Below are 20,272 nucleotides of genomic sequence, written 5' to 3'. Positions count from 1 at the left end.
CGGCGGCGCGGGCGATTTCGTGCAGCCGAGACTATCGCACAAGCGTGCGGCGATGGAAAGCGTTTTTGCGCCGCCGTCCGGCCGCTGCGGAACGGCCGATTCTTTCGTCTATAATTGCCGCACCGTGCCCCGCACGCCCCCTTGAGAACCCACTTTGAGCGCTTCCCGCAACGCCCCCGTTTCCCGCCTGTCCAGCCGCGGCTTCATCCACCTCCTGGTGCTCGCCGGCGCCGCCGCCCTGCTCTGCGCCGCCCTGCTGGCCGCCTACCTGCTGCTGTTCGTCGCCCCGAAACTGCCGGCGCTCGACGTGATCACCGACTACCGCCCAAAGATTCCGCTGCGCATCTACACGGCCGACGGCGCGCTGATCGGCGAGTTCGGCGAGGAGCACCGCGACTTCGTCGCCATCAAGGACGTGCCGGAGATGATGAAGAAGGCGCTGCTGGCCATCGAGGACACGGAGTTCTATGCCCACAGCGGCATCAACTACGTGCGCGCGCTGGGCGCGGCCAAGGCCAATCTGGGCGGCGGCTCGCGCCAGGGCGGCTCGACCATCACGATGCAGGTCGCGCGCAATTTCTTTTTGACGCGAGACAAGGTGTATTCGCGCAAGATCAACGAAGTCATGCTGGCCTATAAAATCGAGGCGGCGCTCAGCAAGGACCAGATCCTCGAACTGTATATGAACCAGATCTACCTGGGCCAGCGCTCCTACGGCTTCGGCAGCGCCGCCCAGACCTACTTCGGCAAGCGCCTGCAGGAGCTGTCGATCGCCGAGATGGCGATGCTGGCCGGCCTGCCGCAAAATCCGGCACGCCACAACCCGGCCGTCAATCCGAAGCGCGCCAAGCAGCGCCAGCAACTGGTGCTGAAGCGCCTGCGCGCGCTCGACTACATCAGCGAGCCGCAATACCAGCAGGCGCTGGCCGAGCCGCTGCGGGTGAACCAGCGCGGCATGGAGTTCGACACCCACGCCGAATACGTCGCCGAGCTGGCGCGCCAGGCCGTGTTCGCCCAGTTCAAGGAAGAATCCTACACCAAGGGCATCAAGGTCTACACGACGATCCTGAAGGCCGACCAGGACGCCGCCTACGAGTCGCTGCGCCGCAACGTGCTGGCCTACGACCAGCGCCACGGCTACCGCGGCCCGGAAGCCTTCATCACGCTGCCGGACGCGGCCGAGGAGCGCGAAGACGCCATCGACGAGGCGCTGCTGAAGCGCCCCGCCAGCGACGGCCTGATCGCCGCCGTCGTCACCTCGGTGGCGCCGGGCAAGGTGACGGTCGACATCGGCGCCGGCGAGGACATTGCCATCCGCGGCAACGGCCTGCGCTTCGCCGCCGCCGCGCTGGCGCCGAACGCCAACGCCGCCATCAAGCTGCGTCCGGGCGCGCTGGTCCGCGTCAGCCAGAAGGACAGCAAGTTCTGGTCGATCACCCAGGTGCCGCAGGTGGCGGCGGCCTTCGTCTCGATCGACGCGGCCAGCGGCGCCTACCACGCGATGGTGGGCGGCTTCGACTACAAACTGCAGAAATTCAACCACGTGACCCAGGCCTGGCGCCAGCCCGGCTCCGCCTTCAAGCCCTTCGTTTATTCGGCGGCGCTGGAAAAGGGCTTTTCGCCGGCCACGCTGATCAGCGACGCGCCGCTGGAAATGAGCGGCCCGGACGCCGGCGGCCAGAACTGGCAGCCGCAGAACGACGACGGCAAGTTCGAGGGGCCGATCCGCATGCGCTACGCGCTGGCGCAGTCGAAGAACGTCGCCTCGGTGCGCATACTGCGCGCCGTCACGGTCCCCTTCACGCATAATTTCCTCGGGAAGTTCGGCTTCGACGCGGCCAAGCACCCGAGCAACCTGACGATGGCGCTGGGCACCGGCGCCGTCACGCCGGGGCAGATGGCAGGCGCCTACGCGCTGTTCGCCAACGGCGGCTTCCAGGTCCAGCCCTATTTGATCAGCCGCATCACCGACGCCCAGGGCGCGCTGCTCTCCGAAACCAAGGCGCCCGAGGCGGCCCAGGAAAGCGCGCGCGGGCTGGACGCGCGCAACGCCTATATGGTCGACAGCATGCTGCGCGACGTGGTGCGCTCGGGCACCGGCGCGGCGGCGACGCAGCGGCTGGGGCGCGCCGACATCGCCGGCAAGACCGGCACCACCAGCGACGCCATCGACGGCTGGTTCGCCGGCTATGGCGGCGGCATCGTCGGCGTGGCGTGGATGGGTTACGACGAGCCGAAGTCGCTGGGCGGACGCGAGTTCGGCTCCTCGGTGGCGCTGCCGATCTGGATCGACTACATGAAGACGGCGCTGGCCAAACGGCCGCAGGCGGAACGCGCCGTGCCGGCCGGTTTGAGCCGGGTCGACGGCGACTGGATGTACGACGAATTCATCGGCAACGGCGAGGTGCGCGCGCTCGACATCGCGCCGGCGGACATGCCGGCGCAGGCGACTCCGCTGGAAAGCAACTGAGGCGCCGCTCCGGCGGCCGCCCCCGGCCGCGCGCCTAAGGCGCCGCCGGCCCCAGGTAACTGCGCACCGCCAGCACCACGCTGTCGGCGAAGTCGTCAACATGCACCTTAGCCGCCCGGTACTTCCAGCGCTTCACATACCAATCCTGGAACAGCGCCAGGCAATGCGCCGCCAGCAAGGTCGGGTTGCCGGCCGGACGGGGTTCGATTTCCGCGATGACGTCGGCGATCAGGGTCTGCACGTACAGCTCGGAATTCTTCGCCATGCTGCGCTGCTCGGCCTGCAGCACGCGCGAATCCATGTAGACGAAGTAAAACCAGGGCTGCAGGATCTCCGACAGGTAGATCGAGGCGCGTATCAGCGCCTCCAGCCGGTCCAGCGGCACCGCCACATGGCTGAACACGGGCGGCATCTCGCGCGTGGCGTGGCACACCACATCCTCGATCATTTCCGCCAACTGGTCCTTGCTGGCGATGTAGCCGTACAGCCCGCCCATCGACAGCCCCGTCTCGCGGCACAGGTCGCGCAAGCTCATCGCCCGGAAACCGACGTCATTGGCCAGCCGGAAGGTCGCGCCGAAGATGCGCTCCAGATTCTCCAGCGCCGGCTTGCGCCGCTTCACGCCTATGCTCCCGGCATGGCGGTCCAGGATGTAGCTCCAGATGTTGTCGCCATTGAGCGGCGTCATGTGCTGAAAGTGCTCGAAGTTGAAATGGGTCGACAAGTGCATTCCCAAAAACGTTGGCGCGCGCGGCGGAGATAGTGATGCGCGGCACGATTATAGCTCAGGAAAACAACTGTTTAGCTTGTTAAGAAAATAAGGCCGGCGGATATTGCGGTGCGTCATGCTATTTGCATAAGGCGGTGCTACATTTTGAAAACCGAGCGTCCGCTTTATTTGTTTCCGCCGCCAGAGTGGAACGAAAAAATGCGGCCCCGGCGCCCCGGGCGGACACGGCTGCGGCCGCGGCAGGCCCGGGTTTCCAGCAGCATTCATGACACCATCACGGAGACAGCATGAAACAAGCTTTTTGGAAATATCTAGCCATTCCCCTCGCCGCCCTCGCCTTCCTGCCCGCCCCGTCCTGGGCGGCCGGCTACACCCAGACGAAGTACCCCATCGTCCTCGTCCACGGCCTGTTCGGCTTCGACAAACTGGGGCCGGTCGAATACTTCTACGGCATTCCGGCGGCGCTGCGCAGCGGCGGCGCCAGCGTCCACGTCACCTCCGTGTCGGCGGCCAACAGCAGCGAGGTACGCGGCGAGCAGTTGCTCAGCCAGGTCAGGCGCATCCTCGCGGCCACCGGCGCCGCCAAGGTCAACCTGATCGGCCACAGCCAGGGCAGCCCGACGGCGCGCTACGTCGCGTCGGTGCGGCCGGACCTGGTCGCCTCGGTGACCGGCGTGGGCGGCCCCAACAAGGGCTCGAAGGTGGCCGACGTCCTCATCGGCGCCGCGCCGAACGTGTCCGAGGCCATCGCCAAGGCCCTCGCCAGCCTGATCGACTTCCTGTCGGGCGGCGCGGGACTGCCGCAAAACGCCCATGCCGCGCTGACCTCGCTGAGCTCGGCCGGCAGCCTGGCCTTCAACAGCCGCCATCCGGAAGGCGTGCCAACCACGGCCTGCGGCGAAGGTGCCCACCAGGCCCGCGGCGTGTACTATTTTTCGTGGAGCGGCAACCAGCCCCGCACGAATATCCTGGACGGCAACGACGCCCTGCTGGCGCTGACCTCGCTGGTCTTCCCCGGCGCCAACGACGGCCTCGTCAGCACCTGCTCCAGCCACCTGGGACGCGTCATCCGCGACGATTACGCGATGAACCACCTCGATGAAGTCAACCAGCTGGTAGGCATCGTCAACCTCTTCGAAACGAGCCCCGTGACGGTGTTCCGCCAACAGGCGAACCGGCTGCAGGGCCTCGGACTGTAAGGGGGGGGCGGCGATGCGCACAAACGCGACAATTTTCCGGCTCGCCGTCCTGGCCGGCGCCGTCGGCGTGCTCTACATCACGCTGGCGCAACCGGAAGCGGCGCCGCCGCTTCCGCCCGCCGAAGCGGACCATTTCGCGTTTGTGCCGTCGATGGCCGGCACGCGGCCGGACGGCGAGCTGCGCGTCGACGCCGCCGACGGCCTGGTGGTGGACGCCGAGCTGGGCCACCTGTTCGATTACTACCTGGCCGGACTGGGCGAGAAGAGCATGGCGGAGGTCCGCGGCGGCATCGAGCGCGAGCTGGAGCGCCGCCTCAAGCCGGCGCCGGCCGCGGCGGCCAAGCGCCTGCTCGGCCACTACCTCGACTACAAGCGCGCGCTGGTCGGCGTCGAGCAGGCGCTGCCGCGCACCGGCGACCTGGCGCGGGCGGCGCGGGCGCGCATGGAGGCGATGCGGCAGTTGCGCCCGAGCTACTTCAGCGCGGCGGAAACGGCCGGCCTGTTCGGCGCCAGCGACGCGCGCGACGCCGACGCCCTGGCCCGCCTTGAAATCGGCCAGGATCCGTCGCTGGACGCGGCGCAAAAACAGCAAAAGCTGGCGCAACTGGAGCTGCGCCTGTCGCCCGCGCTGCGCGAAGAGCGCGAGGCGCCGGCGCGCATCCTCCACATCGAGGAATCGGTGCGCAATATGCGCGCCCAAGGGGCCGGCGACAATGAAGTCTACCGCGCGCGCGCGGCCGCGCTGTCGCCCGCGGCGGCGGACAGGCTGGCCGAACTGGACCGCGACGAGGCGGCGTGGCAAAGCCGCATCGACGCCTATCTGGCGCAACGGGCCGCCGGGATGGACGCGGCGGCGCTACAGCGGCTGCGCGACGCCCACTTCAAGCCGGACGAGCAGCGCCGCCTGGGCGCCTACGAGTGAAGAGCGGGAGCGCCGTCAAAACACTTCCCAGTCTTCCTCCTTGGCGGCATGCTGCTTGGTTCCGGACACCATCCGCAGCGCCGGTTTGGCGGCCGGCTTGGCGCGCGCCACCGGCGCCGCCGGCGGCGCTTTTTTCGCCGTCCCCGCGCGGGACGCCGCCATGCCGGCCGACACGCCGTCGAGCTTGAAGACGCCGACGACATCGGCCAGCTTGCCGGCCTGTTCCTGCAGCGACTCCGCCGCCGCGGCCGCCTCCTCGACCAGCGCCGCGTTCTGCTGCGTCACCTGGTCCATCTGGCCGATCGCCACATTAATCTGGTCGATACCGGAACTCTGCTCCTGCGTCGCCAGGCTGATCTCGGCCATGATGTCGGTCACGCGCTGCACGCTGGCGACGATTTCGCCCATCGTGCTGCCGGCCTCCGCCACCAGCTTGCTGCCGGCGCCGACCTTGTCGACGGAATCGCCGATCAGGGTCTTGATTTCCTTGGCCGCCGAGGCCGAGCGCTGCGCCAGATTGCGCACCTCCGAGGCGACGACGGCGAAACCGCGTCCCTGCTCGCCGGCCCGGGCCGCCTCGACGGCGGCGTTCAGGGCCAGGATATTCGTCTGAAAGGCGATGCCGTCGATGACGCTGATGATGTCGACGATTTTCTTGGCCGAGTCGTTGATCGACTCCATCGTGTCGACCACGCGGGCCACCACCTCGCCGCCCTTCACCGCCACGCCGGACGCCGTCGCCGCCAGCTGGTTCGCCTGCTGCGCGTTGTCGGCGTTTTGCCGCACCGTCGACGTCAGTTCCTCCATCGACGAGGCGGTTTCCTCCAGCGAGCTGGCCTGCTCCTCCGTGCGCGAGGACAGGTCCAGATTGCCGCTGGCGATCTGCGTCGACGCCGTGGCGATCGTGTCCGTGCCGCCGCGCACCTGCCCGACGATGCTGATCAGGCTATCGTTCATATCCTTCAGCGCCTGCAGCAACTGGCCGGTTTCCTCGGTTGTGCCGACCTCGATGCGGCTGGTCAGGTCGCCCGAGGCGACCGTCTGCGCCACCTTCACGGCCGTATTGATCGGCTCCGTGATGGTCTTGGTGATATAGAAGGCGCACGCGACGGCGACGGCGGCGGCCACCAGCGCCGAAATGAGCATCACCAGTTCGGAGCGGATCACGGCCGCGGCGCCGGCCTTGATGCTGGCCTGGGAGATGCCGTCATTGAGTTCGCTGATCTTGTTCAGCGAGCCCTCGGCCTTCGAGAACAGCGGCCGCGCCGCGTCGTACAGGCGGTAGAACTCGACGAACAAATCCTTTTGCTTTTGCTCGTCCTTGTTCTGCGCCAGCGCGGCGATGGTGGCGGCGACCTTCTCGTCGGCGCCCTTCCAGGCCGCCCACTCGTCGAGGAACTGCTTCCACATCACGGCTTCTTCGGGCGACTGCGGCAGCGGCTCGTATTTTTTCCAGCCCCGCTCGATACTGGCCCAGGCCTTCTGGCGCAGCCTGATGGCCTCGGCAAACTTATCCTGCGACTGGTAATTGTTTTCGTAGATGGCCGTCGTCAGCGTGGCGGCCGACACGGCGGTCTGGCCCTCGCTCATCGTCAGCAAGCCCTGGATGGACGGCAGGCGCACGACGCCGATTTCATTGACGGCCTCGCCCACGGTGGCGATGCCGGAATAACCGCTGAAACCGACCACGGCCAATGCGACCATCATGATGGCGACCAGCGTTGCCAGTTTCCATTTGATCAGTAAGTTCTTAAACATCATGCTACCCCTTCATATTATCTATCGATAAAGCTGGCGAAATACAAGCTTGCTTTTATGTGGAAAACGGGCTGCCGAGTTAGATTTGGAGAGAATTGGCGCACTCACAAATATCGTCTTTTAGTTGACGCCCGTCAATCTTTTTCTTTTCCCTTGTGTTACATAGCGCACAGATAAGGGCAAACGAAACATGTCCTGGAACGCCGGCGCCGGCCATTTCAGATAAGATAGCGGCCAAGAAAAACCACTTCCCGGGGCACAGATGGCCTACCAAATCGAACAAAAACTCGTCATCGGCATCGCCTCCAGCGCCCTGTTCGACCTCAGCGAATCGCACCAGATATATTTAGACAGCGGCGCCGAAGAATATCGAAAATACCAGGAACAGAATATCGATTCGATACTCGGGCGCGGCGTGGCCTTTCCATTCATCCGGCGTTTTTTAAGTATCAATAAACATTTCGCGCGCCAGGCGCCGGTCGAGGTAGTGCTGTTCTCGCGCAATTCGCCGGAAACCGGCTTGCGCGTGCTGCGCTCGATTGCCCATTACGGGCTGGACATATCGCGTGCCGCCTTCGTGACCGGGCAGTCGCCGTATACTTATCTGCCGGCGTTCAACGCCTCGCTGTTTTTGAGCGCGAACGAGGGAGACGTCCGTAATGCGCTGGCCAACAAGTTTCCGGCCGGCCTGGTGCTGCCCTCGCGCATCGAGGACGACGAAAACGACGGCGAACTGCGCGTCGCCTTCGATTTTGACGGCGTTATCGCCGACGACGAGGCCGAAACCGTCTTCAAGCGCAACAATGACGTTGAGGAATTCCACGCGCACGAAACCAAGCATGTCGCGACGCCGCACCAGCCGGGGCCATTGGCCGACCTGTTCCAGAAGCTGGCCGTGATGCAGCGGCTCGAGGAAAAGGCGCAACGGCGCGACCCCGCGTACAAGAAGATTTTGCGCATCGCCATCATCACGGCGCGCAACGCGCCCTCGCACGAGCGCGTCGTGACGACGCTGAAAAGCTGGGGCGTGTCGGCCAACGAGACATTTTTCCTTGGCGGCATGGACAAGGCGCGGGTGCTGGCCGTGTTCAAGCCGCACATCTTCTTCGACGACCAGCTCAGCCACCTGAAATCGGCCGGCGGCACGATTCCGATGGTGCACGTGCCGTTTGGCGTGGCCAATCTCGTCGCGCCGGCATGAGGCGCCGCCGGCCGAGCTAGGCTAGCGCGCGGGCGACGCGGAAGCCGACGATGTCGTTGCCGAGCACCGCGGAAAAACCGTTGCGCAAGGCCGAACGCAGGTAGCGCGGGTTGTACAGCCACGAGCCGCCGCGCAGGATGCGGCGGCTGGCGTCGCCGCCCTCTTCCCAGGCGCGGCCGTCGGCGGGCGCGCCCTCATAGTTGTCGTGCACGACGTCCTGCACCCATTCCCATACGTTGCCGTGCATATCGTACAAACCCCAGGGGTTGGGCGGAAAGTCGCCGGCCGCGCTGCTGCCGCCGCGATACTGCCCGCGCGCGCTGCCGTTGTAGGTGTAGTGGCCGTCGTAGTTGGCGTGCTCGGTGCTGATCTCGTCGCCGAAGCTGAACGCGGTCTTGCTGCCGGCGCGGCAAGCGTATTCCCACTCGGCCTCGCTGGGCAAGCGGTACACCTGGCCGGTCCGGCCGCTCAGCCACTCCAGATACAGCTGGGCGTCGTGCCAGCTGACGCCGACCACGGGATGGCGGTCGTTCTGCACGAAGCCGGGGTTTTCCCAATCCGTCTCGGACTGCGCCACCCAGCCGGTGGCGCGGACGAACTGGCGCCACTGGCCGACGCTGACCGGATGCCGCCCCAGCGCGAACGACTGCTCGATGCCGACCCAGTGCTGCGGCGTTTCGCGGTCCAGCCAGCTTTTTTGCGAGCCGGCCGCCATCGCGATCTTACGTTCGTGTTCGGGCGATCCCATCTGGAAGCGACCGGTCGGGATCAGCACCAGTTCCGGCCCTTTGCCGCTGCCGTCGAGGAAGCTGTCGCGCAGCACGCCGTCGGCGTCCGCCACCGGGCTGGCCGGCGTCGGCATCTGCCGCGCCAGCTCGGCCGCGGCGCGGCTGGCCAGTTCCTTGCGGGCGCGCTCCTGCTCGGCGCGGTAGGCCGCCTCGGCCTTCGCCTGCTGCGCCTTGCGCTGCTGCTCCTGGTGTTCCAGCAGCGCGGCGGCGGCGTCGGCCTCGCGGCGCGCGCGCAGTTGCTCGCGCAGCGTCTCCTTGCGCGCCTTGCGCGCCGCCTCCGCCTCAAGGTGGCGCCGGGCGTCCTGCGCCTTGCGCAACTGCTCCAGGCGCAGCTTCTCGGCGGCCGCCGCCTCGGCCTCGGCCTTGCGCTTGGCGGCCAGCTCCTGCTGGCGTTTTTTCTCGATCAGGCGCGCCTGCTCGGCCAGCGCCGCCACCTCCTTCTGCCGCTGCGCCTCGCGCGCGCGCGCCTGCTCGGCCTGCTCGGCCAGCTCCGCTTCGGACGGGCCGGCGGCGCGCTCCAGCTTGTCCAGCAGGGCCTGCACCGACGCCGGCCGCAGCTCCGCCGTCAGCGAGAAGCCGTTCTGCAGCACCTGCCACTGGGCCGCGTTCAAGCCGCCCGGCGCCGACGGCAAATGACCGGCGCCGCGCGTGTCGTCGAAGGGCATTTTCCCTTCCAGCATCTGGTAGACCATCACGGCAACGGCGTACACGTCCAGGCGCGGGCTCGGTTGGCGCTGGTGCGTGCCGGACTCCGGCGCCCGGTAACCGCTGGTGCCGGCGTTCGGCGTTTGCAACCCGATGCTGCTGCCGGCGTTGCGCACGCGCGAGGCGATGCCGAAGTCGAGCAGCTTGATGTCGCCCTTCTGCGTCAGGAAGACGTTGCCGGGCTTGATGTCGCGGTGCACCAGCTTGTGCTTTTCCCACGCATACGACAGCGCGTCGGCCACCGGCAGCAGCATCTGCCGCACCGTTTCCAGCGGCAGCGGCCCCTGCCGGCCCAGATAGTTGTCGAGGTCTTCGCCCTCCAGGCATTCCATGATGATGAAATAGCTGGAGGTGGCCGGGTCTTGCGCCCATTCGTAGACGCGCACGATGTGTTCGTGCGCCAGCTTGCGCGCCTGGGTCGCCTCCTCGATCAGCAGCTTGGCGTGGGTGGCGCTCTGCGTCAGTTGCGGCGGCAGGATTTTCAGCGCCACCATTTCGCTATTGCCCAACTCGGCGTGCGTGGCCAGGTCGGTGGCTTGCCAGACCTGGCCCATGCCGCCCTGCGCGATCAGGCGCTCCAGCCGGTAACGGCGGTTTTGCGGGCCGATTTCCTGCCCGGCCATCAGGCCCAGCTCGGTGCCCTGGCGCGGCGCGGCGGTGGCGGCGGGCGCAGGCGCGCCGGCCGCCGCCGGCGGCGCGTATTCGGCGTCGAGGATGGCGTTCTTGCGACTGTCGAATTCCTGCTGGCTGAGCAGGCCGTCGTCGTGCAGGGCGCGCAGTTCGCGGAGCTTGTCTCTGGCGGTTTGCATCATCAAGGCTGGTGGTTCGCTTCCATCATGGCTGCAGGGGCGCGCCGCAGGTGGCGCAGAATTTGTCGTCGGGGCCGGCCGGGTGGCCGTTGGCGCAGCGGCGCGCCGTTACGCCGTGGTGGTGGTGCACGGTGGCGCCGGCCTGGGCCACGCCCACGCCCAACTGCGCCTGCGCCGACAGCGCGTGGCTGTGCGCCGCGTTTTGCAGGTTGATCAGGTCGAGCTGGTGGCGTCTGTCCTTGTCGGCCTGCGCCTCCATATGGGCGCGCTCCTCCAGCACGCGCTCGTGCGCCATGCGCAGCGCGTCCAGCGGCGCGATGCTGTTCTCGGCGGCGGCGACGGCCGCCAGCGCATGGATCTGCTCGGCGCTCATGCCGGCCTGCACCTGGGTTTTCAGGATCTGCGCCAGCGCCGCCGCGTTCGGCGCGTCGGCCAGCGCCACCTTGCCGGTGTCGCTCAACTGGCCGATGGTTTCGATGCGCTCGATGTCGATGCGCGCCAGCTCGGCCGCGTGGGCCTGCCGCGCGATCAGCAGATCGTACTCGCCCTTCCAGCGCGCATAGTCCTGGTCGCGAGCCTGGGCCAGCGCCTGCAACTGGCGCTGCCACTGCGCCTCCTGCTCCTGCTGGCTGAGTATCTGGCGCTGTTCGTCGATGTCGAGCTGGTCGAGCTGGGTCTTGTGCTGGTTCTGCTGCAGCTGGCGGGCGTGGATGGCGTCGGCCTCGATGGTGCGCAGCAGCTTTTCATGCTGGGCGATGGCCTCCGCCTGCGCGCCGGCGCGCTTGAGCGCCTCGATCTTGTCGCCGACCTCGGCCACCTGCACCTGCGTCGCCGCGTCCTTGACGGCGTCGGCGCGCAGCAGATCGCGCTGCTGGCCCAGTTGCAGCTGGTCCTGCCACTCCTGCACGCGCTCGGCCTCGCGCTTGCGCGCCGCGCTTTCCAGCGCCGCGCCCTGCCAGCGCGCCTTGTGCTGCTCCGCCTCCATCTGCGCCTCGCGCTGGGCCGCCTCGGCCTGGCTCTGACGCAGCCGCGTCAGCTGGGCGCGGCGGTAAGCCTCGTCCTCGATCACCAGCGCCTGGGCGATCTGGTTGTCGATCTGCTGCAGGTGCAACTGGTGCGAAAAGCGCTGCTGGGCCAGTTGCATCTGCTCGCGCCCCGACTGCTGCGCCAGCTCCAGTTCGGTGCGCATCTTGATGCCGGCCAGCGCGCGCACATGCTGCCACCCGGCGGCGGCGTCGGCGCGCACGGCGTTCTGCTGCGCCAGCTCGTGCTCCAGCTCGGCCAGCGTGGCGCCGGCGCCGCGCTCCAACGCCTGCTTGCGCGACGTCGATTCGAGGATGCGGCCGTACAAATCGACCTGCCGCGCGCGGATCGCCTGCACCCGCTCGGCCTCCTGCTGCGCCAGCTCGGCCTTCTCGACGCTGGCGTCCTGGCGCAACTCGGCGCGGCGGTAATCGAGCCGCATAGTCTGTTCCTGGCGCCAGATGCCCTGCCACTCCTGCTCGTCGTAGAGCTGGTCGAGCTGCTTGACGTGCTCAAGCTGGGCGTGGCGCTCGTCGGCCACCAGCCACAAGGTGCCGACGCGGGCGCGGTTGGCATCGAATTTATCGTGACGCAGCGCCAGCGTGTCGACCCGCACGGCCGCCAGCCCGTACTGCGCCAGGCGCAGCTTGAGCGCGCCCTGCAGCCGCTCGTCGAGCTGCGCGCGCAGTTCGGCGTTGCCGGCCATGTCGCGCATCGAGCGCCCGCCGACGAACTCGCCGGCCAGCTGGCGCACCGAGGGCGCCAGCAGGTCGTGCAGGTGCTGCGTCGTCACGGTGCCCGGCGCGGTCATGAAATGCTGCGCGAAGGCGGCCACCTGCTCGACCTTGATGCTGACGGTGAAGCGCGCCGACACTTTCAGGTATTCGGCCGTGGCCAGATCGGCGAATTCGAACGCGACCGGCAGCGCCGTCATGCGCGTGATGAGGATTTCCGCGTGCTGGTCGCGCAGCAGGTGGTTCAAGCGGGTGAAAAAACCTTCGATTTCGTACTCGCCCTGCGGCACCTCGGTGGCCTTGTCGCCCTGCAGGATATAGGCGCGGCTGGCGGCCGGCACGCGCAGCGTCTTGTTGAAGACGCCGGACAGCTCGCGCACGCCGAAGAACACGGCCAGCTCATCGGCGGCCGGCACCCAGCGGTTCTCGCGCAGCACCGGCTCGCTGTGCGGCGCGCCCAAGGTCAGGCCGCAGGCGCCGCAGTAGCCCGACGCGTCGGCGTTCTTATGCTCGCACCGCGGGCACTTGACGCCGCCAAAACCAAACATTTGGAACATGTCAGACTCCTCATCTATTCATTTGCCGCCGGGCTGGCCCGCCGATTTTAGCAGGGGCACACCCGAATCACTAATGCGCACGCGTCAAATGACGCCGATACGCTCTATCCACGCCACCGAGGCGCCTTTTGCCTTCAGCCCGGCGGAAAAATCGCCGCCGCCATCGCGCCAGTCGGCCGGCAGCAGCACGCGGTCGCCCGCCACGGCCAGACGCAGTATCAAGTCGAGCTTCGGCGCGCGCCCCTCGACGCTGTCGACGCGGCCGGCGTGCCAGGCCGACGAACAGCCGCTGGCGATCACGCGCCCGCGCGGCACGAACTCGCGCCCGCGCGCCAGCCGGTCCGCCAGCACCAGCGCCAACTCGTAGGAACTGCCCTGGAAGCGCGTTTCGCCGAAGCGCACGACGGTGCGCCAGCGCCCCAGCGCGCGGCCGTCGAAGTGGCGCGCGCCGACCAGCGCCTGGCGCACCGCCAGCTGCGCCGCCAGATCCAGGCCCGGCACGGCGATCGCGCCCTCCTCGTCGTCGCCGGCTTGCGCCAGCGGGTGCACGCTGACCTCGACCCAGCACAGGCTGTCGTTGACGCCGCCGCTGTGCAGGGGGAACCAGGCGCGCGCGCCCGACACGCAGGCGGCCGGGTCGGTGTGGCCGCTCAGGCCGCCCAGGTGCGTCAGGCGCAGGCAGTGCGCGCCCGGGCTCGCGCCTTCGCCGCCGAGTATCAGCGCGGCCGCCTGCGGCAATGGCGCCACGGGCGCTTGCGGCGGACCGTCGACCTGCCCCAGGTGCCAGGCATCGGACCAGCCGCACGCGTACACGACGCCCTGGGCGCTCAGGTATTCGCCGCGCACCATGCGGTCGGCCAGCACGGCCGCCAGCTCCCAGTCGCGCTGCTGCGGCTGCGGCGCGATGTCCATGCTCAGCACCACCTGGTCGCGGCTGTCGAGGCGCGCCTCGGTGTGGCGCGCCAGGCGCACCACTTCCTGCATGCGCTCGCACGCGGCAGGCGCGCCCGCGACGGTGCACTTGACGTCGGCGCGGTTGCCGCGCGGGCGGCGCGTCGCCGTGACAGTCAGCACGCGCCCGTCGGCGAGCACGCAGCGGCATTCGGCGCTGTCCGGTAAATCGATCATGACGGTTCCTTGCGCTCGTCCTGCTGCAGCGCGGCGAACGGCGCGCGCCGCATGTCCAGGCAATGCTGCAGATTCGACAGGATGCGGTCGGCCTCGTCCAGCAGCGCCGGCAATTGCGCCGGCGCGGCCAGTTGCAGGCGCGCCAGCAGCGCCCAGCCCTCGTCCAGCGCGTGCGCGGCGGCGGCGCTTGCCGCCGTGCGGCGCGCCTGCTGGGCGGCGGCGAGGCGCTGGCCGGGCGCGGCCCATTCCAGCGACGGCATCGTCGCCACGCCGGCGCCGGCCAGGTCGAGGCGCTGCAGCAGCGCGCCGTGGGCCAGGAACAATGCCTGGCCGGGCGGCAGCGCCAGCAGACGCAGCGCGCTGGTGGCGGCCGGCAGTTCGAGGAACAGGCGGCGCAGCGACTGGGCGTCGCCGGCCGGCGGCTGCGGCGCCGCCGCGCCGGCCGGCACCGGTGCCGGCGCGACAGCGGCCGGCTGCGCGCGCGCCCGCAACATGGCGGCGAAATCGACGCGCTCGCCCAGGTCGGCCGGCAGGCAATCCTCGACGGTGACGCCGAAGCGGGTGTACAGCAACTGGTTCAGGCCGCCGCGAAACGCGTGCCACTCGTCCAGCGAGGTGCAAGGCGGCAGTTCCAGGTTGCCTTGGCTCAGTTCCAGTTGCAGCGCGGCTTGCAGGGCCGCGCCGAAACGCGCCAGCGCAAGGCGCGGTTCACCGTCCGCCTCGCTGAGCAGGAACAGGTCGAAGCGCTGCAGCGCGACGCGCGGATCGGCGGCATCGATGACAAACTGCAGCGACAAACCCAGCTCCGGCGCGGCCGCGAACGGCGTCAGATCGACGCTGTACGGGCCGGGGTGGAAGCACCAGGCGCGCTCGCCCCGCGCCAGCGCCACGCGCGCGGCCGTGCGCCGGCGCGCCTGGTTGGCGGCGTCGAAGATGACGAGCACGCCGCCTTCCGGGACGCTGTCGCCGTCGCCGAGCCGCAGCGCGATCACGCCCGCGTGGGCGCCCAGCGCGGCGCTGTCGGCGGCGCGCTGGGCCGGCCAGTTGAACAGTGCCATGTCAGGCCGGCGCCAGTTCGACGGCGAAGACGGCGCCGTACATATGGAAATGCGATGCCGGCGCTGTGTCGAAGGCCCAGCGGCACTCGCATTCGCCGTCGCCGTCAAGCCGGCCCTGCAGGATGACCGCGCCGCCGCCATCGACGACGCGCAACAAGGGCCGCTCACGCATCAGGCGCGCGGCAAACGGCGCCACGGCCGCCAGCTTCAGGATGATCTGCCAGCCATCGGCCTGCGCCAGGAAGTGCAGGCTCCAGCAGCCATCGTCGGTGCCCAGTTGTTCCAGGGCGGCGCCGTCCGCGGCGGCGCGCAGCATGCCGCCGCTGCCGTGCCAGGCGACTTCATTGGCCGCGGCCGCCGCGCCGCGGCGCCGCTCCAGCGTCAGGTGGCGGAAACGGCGCAGCGTCAGTGGCGACTGCGCCAGCGCGCGCCGCTCGTTCATCGTCAGCGCGCGCGAACCGTCGAGCGCGGCCAGCATCGTGGCGTCGGCCAGCATCAGGCGGTCGCCGTCCACCGCGCGCGCCAACAGCAGGCGCTCGCGCAGTTTGCCATCGACGGCCTTCGGACCTTGCTGCGTTTTCGCATTCACATCGTTCTCCTTGAATTTGTCGCCGCGTTCTCCGCCACGTTTGCCGCCTGCAGCCTGGCGATGGCCTGGTTGCGCCGCTTGCGCAGCGTCGGCATCGAAATCCGCTCCAGCGCCGCCAGTTGCTGCAGGGTCGGCAGCGCGCCGGTGGCGGGATCTCGCCATGCGTCTGGATAGGTATCGTCCGCGCCGCCGAGTATTTTCTGGTACACCGCCAGCCGGATCGGCAGCGACTCCTCCTTGAGCATCCGCAGCGCCCAGCTGCCGGCGTCCTGCGCCGCGCCCGCCAGTTCAATATAGCGGAGGGGCAGGGAAACGCCAGCGGCGGCGGCCTCGTCGCGCGCCGCCCGCTCCGGGCTGGCCGCCGCTTCGGGCGGCGCGGGCTCGTCCTCCTCCGGCGCGGCCTCGAATTCCTCGGGCTCGGCCGCCAGGATGCGGTCCTCGGCGCCGTCCGGCTCCGGCTCGCCCATCACGCGCCAGTAGTCCTCCAGCCACAGGGTGGCTTCGCCGGCGTCGCCCTGCCAGTCGTCGGCGCCGTCCAGATTGGCCGACAACTCCTCGTAGTCGCCGATCTCGGCCAGCATCGCCCCTATCGTCGCAGGATTGTTTTTCAGGCTGGCGAAGCGCTTCGAGCGGGTGTGCAAGGGGCCGGGCGCGCCGCCGAAGCGCTCCAGCGTCTCGCTCCAGCGTATCACCCACTCGGGCTTGCAGCCGGCCACCGACTTCATTTGCCGGGTTTCGATCGGCACGCCTTGCAGCGGCCGCCCGAGGATGGCGGCCACCTGCTCGCCATGCTGGTGCCAGCCGGCGAACAGCGCGGCGATCTCGTGATAGGCCGTGTCGAGCATGCGGTAGGTGTAGATCTTGTTCGGCGAGCAGGCGCGCCCCGACGCCACCTGGTAGCCGTCCGAGTCGACCTTGTCGCGCAGGCCGGCGTACATGTCGTTGACCTTCTTGCGCAGGATGCCGTCGGCGCCGGCGTCCAGCCAGAACGCGCCGGCGCGCTCCAGCGCCGCGACGAAACTGTCCCAGTAGCCGGGCTGGGCCTGCAGCTCATAGAGCAGGCTCAAGGCCAGCTCGGCGACGCTCTCGCCATAGCTGTTGCCGGCGGCGTCGGCGCGCGCGCCGCGGGCGCGCCGCAAGCCGGCCGACACGGCCTCGGTGTACCAGTCCAGCAGCGGCTCCGCGCCGCCGGCCAGCAATTGGCCGGCGGCGGCCTGTTTGAATACCTGTAAAGAGCACTGCCCAAGTAGTTTGCGTACTTGTTCCCAGCCGTGTTCCTGATATCTGGTGCCTGGCAGGCGCATAATTCCCTATTCATCAAAGCGCGCCGAAAGGCTTCGACGGACGCGTCGAAATCATGCCACATATCGACCTGCGCCATAGTCCGGTTTACAAGGCTATTTCGCCCTCTGTTCGGGCTTCTGCGCGAGCAGCGTGGACAGCACCGCCGCCACCACCGGCGCGGCGTGCTCGCCGCCGCTTCCCTCGGAGTGGCTGACAAAGGCCGCCACGGCGATGCGGTGCCGGCGTCCCGGCAGGCGCCCCGGCTCCAGCCAGCCGGTGAACCAGACCGTCGCCAGTTCGCGCCGGCTGCCGTCGGGCAGCGCCACGCTGGACGGCGAGGTGCCCGTTTTGCCGTACAGGCCGGGCCGCAGCGGCGCCAGCGCCGCCGCGCCGAACGCCCCGGCGGCGGTGCCGGCGTCGACGACGCCCTTCATGCCGGCGCGGATGCGGTCGAGGCGGATCGCCAGCGCCGGCGCCGCCGCCGTCTTGCTGTCGGCGCCGTCGAGCGCCAGCAACAGGCGCGGCGCCACCACCCTGCCCTGGCCGATGGCGGCCGAGGCCAGCGCCATTTGCAGCGGCGTCGTCTGCATGCGCAGGCCGATCGCCATCTGGCGCAACTCGTGGCGCGTGTGGATGGTGTCGATGTGCGACGGCGTCGCCTGCAGCGCGTCCCAGGCGGACCAGTTGAAGTCGTCCGGCAGCAAGCCGCCGTCCAGCCGCAGCGCCTGTTCAAAACCGAGCAGGTGGGCGGCGCCGACGATCGGGCGCACGCCGTCCAGCGCCGCCGGGTCGAGCGCCTGTAGGTCCGGCGCGCCGCCGTCGGGGCGGCCGAACAGGCTGCGGTCGCTCAATTCGCCGGTCCAGGCGAACCAGGTGTTCAGGCTGTAGGTCAGCGCCTGCGCCAGGCCGAGGCGGCCGTCCTGGGCGCGCCGGTCCAGGCTTTGCTCGCGGTAGTTGGTGATGTGGGCCAGGCGCGTGTCCTGCGGATAGGTGGCGGCGTCGGTCTGGAAGGCGAAGCCGCGCTGGCGCGCCACGCGGTTAATCGCCGGCAGCGGCTGCCCCGCCAACAGCGCCTCGACGGCGGGATCGTTTTGCGCCGCCAGTTCCAGGCCCAGCGCGCTGATGACCTTGAAGGTCGAGCCGGGACTCTGATGGGCGCCGCCGTCGTGCTGCAGCGCCGGCAGCCGCAGCGGGCTGCGCGCCGGGTTGGCCTGGTCGAAGTCGCGCACCTCGGCCCAGTTGTCGTCGTTGACGGCGCCCGCCCCGGCGCCGGCGGCGGCCAGCACGTCGCCCGTTTCCGCGTCGAGGAAGACCAGGCCGGCGCGGCGCCCCGGCGGCGGCGCGTGGCCGCCGGCGCAGGCGGCGCCGTCCCAGCGGCCGCGGCGCATGCCGACGCAGTCGAGCGCGCGCTGGCTCAGCGTCTGCAGCGCCAGGTCGAGCGACAGGCGCGCCGTCGCCGCCCGGGGCAAGCGCCCCAGCATGCCGGCCACGCTGCTGTGGTGCTGCGCGTTCAATCCCAGCAAAGGCGCCAGGCCGGCGGCCACGGCCGGCCCGGTCGGCGCGCCGTCGGCCCACAGCAGCGTGCCGTCGCGGTCGCGCAGCAGCACCGGCGCGACGCCGGGCGGCTTGGCCGGCGCCGCGCCGCCCGTTTCCAGCGCCTGCCACACCAGCTTGCCGCCGACCACGCGCAGGTGGCGGTATTGCTGGTCTTTCTGGCCGTTCAAGCTGGCCGCGTCGAGCGGACCCACGTCCAGGCGCAGCGCGCGCGCACCCGGCAAGGGCGTCAGGGTCAGCGCCTGCACCGCGTCCGGCGCCGGACAGGCGCGCCCGCTGCAGGCCGGCTGGGCGCGCACGCTCGCGCCCTCGACGGCGAGCAGGCGCCCGGCCAGCATCAGCGCAACCGGCGCCGCGCCGGCCGGCAGCGCCAGCGTCAAGCGCAGCGGCGCCGCGCCGCCCGCCTGCGGCTGCGCCACCCGCTGCCACGGCGCCCAGCCTTGCGGCAGCTCGGCGAACAGGCGCGCCGCCGCCGGCATGTGCGCCGTCGTCGCCACATCAAGCCCGCCCGCACTGGCCTGCCAGCGCCCGGCCGGGCCGGCGCCGGCGCCGGCGCGCCAGGCCAGCAGGCGCAACTCGTCGTTGAAGATGTCGATCTGCTGGCGCACATAGGCGCCGTCGGCCTGCTGGTATAAGCGCTTGATCAGCTTGGCGCCACCGGCGTCGAGCGGCACGCCGCTCCAGCCGGACAGCTCGACGGCGCGCCCGGATACGGGCGACGCCAGCCACTGCGGCAGGTCGCGCGGCGCCAGCTCGACCGCGCCGGCGGCGGACAGGCGCACCAGGCCGCGCGCCTGCAAATCGAGGAACAATGTCTGGTCCTCCAGGCCGGCGCGCGCCGCCTGCGGCACGCGGTAGGAACCGGGCGCGAGATAGGCGCTGACGGGTTTGCCGCGCGCCGGGAAGGCCGTCACCAGCGCCTTCGCCGCCGCGGCGCCGGGCGCGGCGCGATACAACTGCAGCAGCAGTTCGCCGGCCTGCGGGCAGGCGACGCTGGCGCGGCGCTCAAGGCGCAAGGCCGAGTCCGCGCCCCACATCAGCCAGCCGTGCTGGCGCAGCGCCACCTGGGCGCTGGCGGCTTCGACGATCTGCCCCAGGCTGGCGTCGCCGACCCAGCGCGCCCCGCCCTGCCCGCTGCGCCAGTTCAGTTGCAGCGGCTGGCTGTGCGGGTCGGCGAAGTCGGGCAGCGCCATGCCGCTGATCTGCACCTCGGGCATCGCGGCGCCCGCCGCCGCGCCGTCGCCGACCAGCAGCACATTGCGCAGCGTGACGGCGCCGGCCGCGCCGTCGTTGCGCGCCACCCAGCGGCGCACGTCGTCGAAGCGGTAGCCCAGACGCAGCGGCGACAGGCGCGGCCGGGACGGGTCGAGCAACTGGCTGCACAGGTCGACGCGCACCGGCTTGGCCGCCTGCATGCCGGCGGCGATCAGCAGAACGCCGCCATCTTCGCGCTGCAAGCTCAGCCCTGAACCGGCCGGCACGCTGAAGGCGGCGCCCGGCACGACTGCCTGATAGGTGCGCAAGGCGCGCGCCTCGTCGGGCGCGCGCGCCGCCACCGAACCCAGGTGGCGGGCGTGGCCGGCGATCAAGGCCGCGCCCGCCAGCGCCGCCAGCGCGCCGGCCAGGCCGAGCCGGAAACCCGCCCCACGCCAGGCCCGGCGCGGCGACGCGGCGGCGCCGGCGCGCAGATTGGCGGCGCGGCGGCGCGCGCGGCGGCGCTGGGCCAGACTCTGCGTCAGCGTGTGAATGAAGCTTGCCATCTG

The 20,272-nt window shown here is 69.8% G+C and carries 13 protein-coding genes; 4 read left to right on the top strand and 9 right to left on the bottom strand.

Annotation, left to right across the window (positions count from 1 at the left end):
* The first annotated feature begins 154 nt into the window (after positions 1 to 154).
* On the top strand, positions 155 to 2,470 hold the full coding sequence (locus OIK44_RS03050) for a penicillin-binding protein 1A (RefSeq protein ID WP_273669199.1): 2,316 nt from the start codon (positions 155 to 157) through the stop codon (positions 2,468 to 2,470).
* Between the two features lie 34 nt (positions 2,471 to 2,504).
* Here OIK44_RS03050 and OIK44_RS03045 read toward each other — a convergent pair whose 3' ends face one another.
* A complete protein-coding gene (locus OIK44_RS03045) occupies positions 2,505 to 3,194 on the bottom strand; it encodes a TetR/AcrR family transcriptional regulator (RefSeq protein WP_420213810.1) in 690 nt (229 codons plus the stop codon).
* A 293-nt stretch (positions 3,195 to 3,487) separates the two neighbouring features.
* On the opposite strand from OIK44_RS03045, the gene OIK44_RS03040 reads away from it, so the two are divergent.
* Positions 3,488 to 4,399, top strand: a complete 912-nt coding sequence (locus OIK44_RS03040; RefSeq protein ID WP_273669197.1) for a lipase family alpha/beta hydrolase — start codon at positions 3,488 to 3,490, stop codon at positions 4,397 to 4,399.
* A gap of 13 nt (positions 4,400 to 4,412) precedes the next feature.
* The gene (locus OIK44_RS03035; protein ID WP_273669196.1) at positions 4,413 to 5,321 is read left to right on the top strand and encodes a lipase secretion chaperone; all 909 of its coding nucleotides are present in this window, start codon (positions 4,413 to 4,415) and stop codon (positions 5,319 to 5,321) included.
* Positions 5,322 to 5,336: 15 nt separating this feature from the next.
* On the opposite strand, the gene OIK44_RS03030 is transcribed toward OIK44_RS03035, so the two are convergent.
* Entirely contained in the window at positions 5,337 to 7,079 is a 1,743-nt protein-coding gene (locus OIK44_RS03030) for a methyl-accepting chemotaxis protein (RefSeq protein ID WP_273669778.1), read from the bottom strand.
* 262 nt (positions 7,080 to 7,341) lie between these two features.
* On the opposite strand from OIK44_RS03030, the gene OIK44_RS03025 reads away from it, so the two are divergent.
* Positions 7,342 to 8,280 carry a 5'-nucleotidase gene (locus OIK44_RS03025; protein ID WP_273669194.1) on the top strand — a complete coding sequence of 313 codons (939 nt, stop codon included), beginning with the start codon at positions 7,342 to 7,344 and terminating at the stop codon, positions 8,278 to 8,280.
* Between the two features lie 16 nt (positions 8,281 to 8,296).
* Here OIK44_RS03025 and OIK44_RS03020 read toward each other — a convergent pair whose 3' ends face one another.
* From OIK44_RS03020 to OIK44_RS02990, 7 genes are all read right to left on the bottom strand, one after another.
* Positions 8,297 to 10,585 carry a bifunctional serine/threonine-protein kinase/formylglycine-generating enzyme family protein gene (locus tag OIK44_RS03020; protein ID WP_273669193.1) on the bottom strand — a complete coding sequence of 763 codons (2,289 nt, stop codon included), beginning with the start codon at positions 10,583 to 10,585 and terminating at the stop codon, positions 8,297 to 8,299.
* A 22-nt stretch (positions 10,586 to 10,607) separates the two neighbouring features.
* On the bottom strand, positions 10,608 to 12,896 hold the full coding sequence (locus OIK44_RS03015) for a coiled-coil domain-containing protein (RefSeq protein WP_273669192.1): 2,289 nt from the start codon (positions 12,894 to 12,896) through the stop codon (positions 10,608 to 10,610).
* Between the two features lie 84 nt (positions 12,897 to 12,980).
* Entirely contained in the window at positions 12,981 to 14,024 is a 1,044-nt protein-coding gene (locus tag OIK44_RS03010) for a hypothetical protein (protein WP_273669191.1), read from the bottom strand.
* Positions 14,021 to 15,082, bottom strand: a complete 1,062-nt coding sequence (locus OIK44_RS03005; protein WP_273669190.1) for a hypothetical protein — start codon at positions 15,080 to 15,082, stop codon at positions 14,021 to 14,023. Before OIK44_RS03005 ends, OIK44_RS03010 begins: the two co-directional genes overlap by 4 nt.
* A 1-nt stretch (position 15,083) precedes the next feature.
* Positions 15,084 to 15,671 (bottom strand): hypothetical protein, encoded by a 588-nt coding sequence (locus tag OIK44_RS03000; RefSeq protein WP_273669189.1) that lies wholly within the window; start codon positions 15,669 to 15,671, stop codon positions 15,084 to 15,086.
* On the bottom strand, positions 15,668 to 16,975 hold the full coding sequence (locus OIK44_RS02995; RefSeq protein ID WP_273669188.1) for a hypothetical protein: 1,308 nt from the start codon (positions 16,973 to 16,975) through the stop codon (positions 15,668 to 15,670). Before OIK44_RS02995 ends, OIK44_RS03000 begins: the two co-directional genes overlap by 4 nt.
* 93 nt (positions 16,976 to 17,068) lie before the next feature.
* Positions 17,069 to 20,269 carry a penicillin-binding transpeptidase domain-containing protein gene (locus OIK44_RS02990; protein ID WP_273669187.1) on the bottom strand — a complete coding sequence of 1,067 codons (3,201 nt, stop codon included), beginning with the start codon at positions 20,267 to 20,269 and terminating at the stop codon, positions 17,069 to 17,071.
* Between the last annotated feature and the right edge of the window lie 3 nt (positions 20,270 to 20,272).

This window comes from Janthinobacterium fluminis (assembly GCF_028595325.1).
GTDB lineage: Bacteria > Pseudomonadota > Gammaproteobacteria > Burkholderiales > Burkholderiaceae_D > Janthinobacterium > Janthinobacterium fluminis.
The sequence above is the reverse complement of the archived record's forward strand: the minus strand, read 5'-3'. Positions and strand labels throughout refer to the sequence as shown.

Coding starts and splice junctions, on each gene's coding strand:
- OIK44_RS03040 (WP_273669197.1), top strand. CDS start 3,488: ATGAAACAAGCTTTTTGGAAATATCTAGCCATTCCCCTCGCCGCCCTC.
- OIK44_RS03035 (WP_273669196.1), top strand. CDS start 4,413: ATGCGCACAAACGCGACAATTTTCCGGCTCGCCGTCCTGGCCGGCGCC.
- OIK44_RS03030 (WP_273669778.1), bottom strand. CDS start 7,079: ATGTTTAAGAACTTACTGATCAAATGGAAACTGGCAACGCTGGTCGCC.
- OIK44_RS03025 (WP_273669194.1), top strand. CDS start 7,342: ATGGCCTACCAAATCGAACAAAAACTCGTCATCGGCATCGCCTCCAGC.
- OIK44_RS03020 (WP_273669193.1), bottom strand. CDS start 10,585: ATGATGCAAACCGCCAGAGACAAGCTCCGCGAACTGCGCGCCCTGCAC.
- OIK44_RS03015 (WP_273669192.1), bottom strand. CDS start 12,896: ATGTTCCAAATGTTTGGTTTTGGCGGCGTCAAGTGCCCGCGGTGCGAG.
- OIK44_RS03010 (WP_273669191.1), bottom strand. CDS start 14,024: ATGATCGATTTACCGGACAGCGCCGAATGCCGCTGCGTGCTCGCCGAC.
- OIK44_RS03005 (WP_273669190.1), bottom strand. CDS start 15,082: ATGGCACTGTTCAACTGGCCGGCCCAGCGCGCCGCCGACAGCGCCGCG.
- OIK44_RS02995 (WP_273669188.1), bottom strand. CDS start 16,975: ATGCGCCTGCCAGGCACCAGATATCAGGAACACGGCTGGGAACAAGTA.
- OIK44_RS02990 (WP_273669187.1), bottom strand. CDS start 20,269: ATGGCAAGCTTCATTCACACGCTGACGCAGAGTCTGGCCCAGCGCCGC.